The organism is Sulfurimonas sp. (assembly GCF_016744025.1).
Taxonomy (GTDB): domain Bacteria; phylum Campylobacterota; class Campylobacteria; order Campylobacterales; family Sulfurimonadaceae; genus Sulfurimonas.
In genome coordinates, this window is sequence record NZ_JADGFC010000071.1 from 1 (window position 1) to 4,315 (window position 4,315).

Genomic DNA, 4,315 nt, shown 5'->3' on the forward strand with positions numbered 1-4,315 from the left:
ATATTAATATTGACTCCCTTTGTAAAACTCATTTTGACACAAAAGTAGCGATAGTTACAAACCCAAAAGTTGCTGGTTTGCATCTAGCATACTTACTGAGTAAAATCACTGCGAAAGAACTTTATATAATCACAGTGCCAGATGGAGAAGAGTATAAAAATCAAGAAAGTATCAATACTATTTTAGAATCTCTTTTTAACCATCGTTTTAATCGTAAATCATTACTTATAGCATTTGGGGGCGGAGTTATTGGGGATATGACTGGTTATGCTGCTAGCATCTATCAAAGAGGGATAGATTTTGTTCAAATACCCACAACTCTACTTTCTCAAGTAGATGCAAGTGTAGGCGGCAAAACAGGCATGAATAACTCTTATGGAAAAAATCTTATAGGAGCTTTTCATCAACCTCGTACTGTTTTAATAGATTCTCATTTTTTAACAACACTTCCTTCTCGTGAATTTGGTGCAGGTGTTGCAGAGATTGTTAAGATGGCTGTGACTTTTAACAAAGACTTTTTTGACTTTTTAGAAATTGCTGATTTAAATGATTCTGAAGTTCTTCAAGAGGCAATAAAGCAAGCTGTACAAACAAAAGCAGATGTTGTAGCAAAAGATGAAAAAGAGCATGGTATCAGAGTTGCTCTTAACTACGGTCATACTTTTGGTCATGTTATAGAAAATGAAACTAAATACAAAAGATTTTTACATGGAGAAGCTGTAGCTATTGGTATGGTTATGGCAAATGAAACTGCAGTTAGCTTGGACTTGATGAGTAAAGATGAAGCTTTGAGGGTTGAAAATTTACTGAAAAAATATAATCTTCCTACATCATACAATGTTGAAAGCTCTAGCAGCTTTTATGAGACATTCTTTTTAGATAAAAAGAGTTCAGATACAAATATAACATTTATTATTCCAGTAGGAATAGGTGATGTGAAAATCACAGATACTATCGAGATGCAAACAGTTATAGATGTACTAAATCAATTTGGAGAAGTGTAAATGAAGAAAATATTATTTTTATTTTTACTTTTCACTTCTTTTTTATATGCAGAACTTGATGTTAATAAAATAATACTTAGTGAATCTGAACTAGCACAATATGAACTAGATAAAGAACAAGATAGAATAAATAAAATTTCTGAATACTTAACTCTTTTACAAAAATTTGAAGATGAGATATCAAAAGAAAAAGTATGGAGTAAAAGTTATGCCTCGTATTTAACTTCTTTAGATGTAAGGAATTCACTACAAAAGATAAAAAAACGTATAAAATATCTTCAAAAAAGAAGAAAAAAAACTCCAAGTCAAGAAGATGAACTCAGTGCATTAATCTCAAAAGAGAAGATTTTAACTTCTCAGATTGAAAAGTTAAAAGAAAAAGACACTGCTCCATTTTCAAAAATAATTACGCCTCCAAATATTGAAGAGAAGTTGGATATTACAGATCCATTTGATATTTTTACTGGTATTTCTCTTATAAAAACTCTTAATGCAGATTACAATGACTATATAAATAGAAAAAATAAACTCGCAGAGTTAATAACTCTTTTAGAAAAAGAAATTAATATTTATACTGAAGTAGCTACATTAGATATAGATAAAAAGTATGTTAAAGCCACAGAGATAAAAATCAAACAGTTAGAAAGATTTGAAACAGCCTTAGAGACTATGGAAGTGACAGCCGAGGTTTACCAAAAAAGACTAGAAATAATTGAGATTAATATAAATAAAGGCATTGAAGTCCAAGTCCTAAAACTTGGAAAAATTGGGGTTGTTGTTCTTGTTGTTTTTATAATATTCTTTTTACTGAAGTTTTTTGTTAAAAAATATATTACAGATAATGAACGATTTTACATGGCAAATAAAATTATTACATTTATCAACGTTACTCTTATTATTTTGATTATATTTTTTAACTATATTGAAAATGCTAGTTATCTTGTAACCATACTAGGTTTTGCATCTGCGGGTATTGCAATTGCTATGAAAGATTGGTTTATGAGTATGCTTGGTTGGTTAGTTATTGTAATTGGTGGAAGTATACATGTTGGAGATAGAATAAGAGTAGATATGGACGGTATGAAGTATGTTGGTGATGTTATGGATATTTCACTTCTTCGTATGACTATACTTGAAGATATCACACTGACAGCAATTACGAAAAATAGAAGAGCGGGTAGAATAATATTTGTACCAAATAATTATGTTTTTACAAATATGATTGCTAACTACACTCACAGCTCTTTAAAGACTGTTTGGGATGGTGTTGCCCTAACAATATCATTTGATTCAAATCATAAAAAAGCGATGCACCTAGCCAAAGAGATAGTGAAAAAATATTCTAAGGGATATACTGATATTACAAGAAAGCAGTTAAATAAACTTAGAAATCAGTATAGTCTTAAAAACACTAATGTTGAACCAAGAATATTTTCTTTTATTCAAGAAAATGGTATATCTATTGATTCATGGTATTTAACTAATGCTTATGCAACACTAACACTTAGAAGTGTTATATCTCTTGAGATTGTAGATGCATTTAATAAAGAAGATGATATTACTATTGCATACCCTACACAAAAATTACACCTTCAAGATGAGAGAAGAGAAGCTCCTTTTGATACTAGCGAGGTTGTTTAAGTGAAGAAAAAAGTTTTTTTTAAAACCTTTGGATGTAGAACAAATCTTTATGACTCTCAGGTAATGATAGGTGCTTTAAAAGATTATGAGATAACACAAGATGAATCTCAAGCAGATGCTGTTGTTATTAACTCATGTACAGTTACAAACGGAGCTGACTCTCATGTTCGCTCATATCTTTCTCATGTTGAAAAAACAATGGATGCAAAGGTGTTTTTAACTGGTTGTGGAGCACATACTAAAGGAGAAAGCCTTCTTGAAGAGGGAAGAGTTCACGGTGTTTTTGGACAGAGTGAAAAACTAAAAATTGATACTCTCCTTTCTTCTGAAAAACCTTTTTATGACCCAGGTGATTTAAATCATGTTGATGAAGCTGTTGTAGATGACTTTGTTGGTAAAAGTAGGGCATTTATAAAGATTCAAGAGGGTTGTAACTTCCGTTGTTCATATTGTATTATCCCATTTGTTCGTGGTGATGCTAGAAGTATGGATGAAGATCGAATACTAGAACAAATAACTAGACTAGCTCTAAATGGTTTTGGTGAGTTTATTTTAACTGGTACAAATGTTGGAAGTTATGGACAAAAAACTGGAAGTTCAGTAGCAAAACTAATGAAAAAAATATCTCAGATTCGTGGTGTAAGGCGTATTAGACTTGGAAGTGTTGAACCTATACAGATCAGTGATGAGTTTAAAGAAATATTAGGCGAACCATGGCTTGAAAAACATCTACATATCGCACTTCAACATACATCACCTCAGATGCTAAAAATTATGAACAGAAGAAATGTTTACAAGCAAGATAGAGAACTTTTTGAGTTGTTAGCATCTAAAGGTTTTGCAATAGGTACTGATTTTATTACAGGTCATCCAGGAGAGACACAAGAACTTTGGGATGAAGCTATGATAAATGTAAGAGCTTTACCACTTACTCATCTGCACTCTTTTTCATATTCTAAACGAGATGGAACACCATCTGCAACTCTAAAACCAGAAGTTAATGGTAAAGTAGCAAAAGAACGTTTACATGAATTAGAAGCAATTATAAAGGGTAAGAACTTAGATTTTAGAAAAGCTTTTAGCGGCGAGCTTGAAGTTTTACTAGAGAGTCAAAAGGATTCATTATTTATTGGTCATGATCAACACTTTAACAAGATAGTGGTTGAATCAGATGAAGATTTACTCGGTAACTGGGTAAATATACAAAACTATGAAGTTAGAGGAGAATTTAATCATGCCAAGCTCTAAAATTAACAGGGTTTTACTATATGTTTCAGCTTTTATCATAATAGCTTTAGTCTTATTTGCGATACTAAGAGATAATGCTTCTGAAATTACTCTACGCGATGCACAATCTATACTTGAAAACCATACTGTTAAAAATGTTACTGTCACTAGAGATTATGTATATTTAAAAACACAAACAGAGTTTTATAAAATTGCATCTTCTCAAGTTACTCCACAAATGTTTGTTGATTATAAGGTAGAAGTAGATTCTGACTCTAGTATACTTGTATATATTCTATTCGCAGTATTATTTTTAGGACTAGGAACACTTTTTCTTAGATGGTGGCAAAAACGCTCACCAATTTTGGAAGGTGATGGAGTTCAATCAGGCTCAAGAATAGATATAAGTCAAAACTCTCCTGTAGAAGCTATAAAAAGTGATG

The 4,315-nt window shown here is 31.4% G+C and carries 3 protein-coding genes and 1 pseudogene; all 4 read left to right on the forward strand.

Annotated features, from left to right (window positions below):
* Window positions 1-2 precede the first annotated feature (2 nt).
* Window positions 3-1,004: a 3-dehydroquinate synthase gene (aroB, locus tag QZZ48_RS10230; protein ID WP_294965262.1), complete on the forward strand. Its 1,002-nt coding sequence runs from the start codon at window positions 3-5 to the stop codon at window positions 1,002-1,004.
* A complete protein-coding gene (locus tag QZZ48_RS10235) occupies window positions 1,005-2,645 on the forward strand; it encodes a mechanosensitive ion channel domain-containing protein (RefSeq protein ID WP_294965264.1) in 1,641 nt (546 codons plus the stop codon).
* Window positions 2,646-3,893: a tRNA (N(6)-L-threonylcarbamoyladenosine(37)-C(2))-methylthiotransferase MtaB gene (mtaB, locus tag QZZ48_RS10240; RefSeq protein WP_294965267.1), complete on the forward strand. Its 1,248-nt coding sequence runs from the start codon at window positions 2,646-2,648 to the stop codon at window positions 3,891-3,893.
* Window positions 3,880-4,315: pseudogene (locus QZZ48_RS10245) on the forward strand (ATP-dependent metallopeptidase FtsH/Yme1/Tma family protein); the annotation flags it as partial. The gene mtaB and the pseudogene QZZ48_RS10245, both read left to right, overlap by 14 nt.

Coding starts and splice junctions, on each gene's coding strand:
- QZZ48_RS10235 (WP_294965264.1), top strand. CDS start 1,005: ATGAAGAAAATATTATTTTTATTTTTACTTTTCACTTCTTTTTTATAT.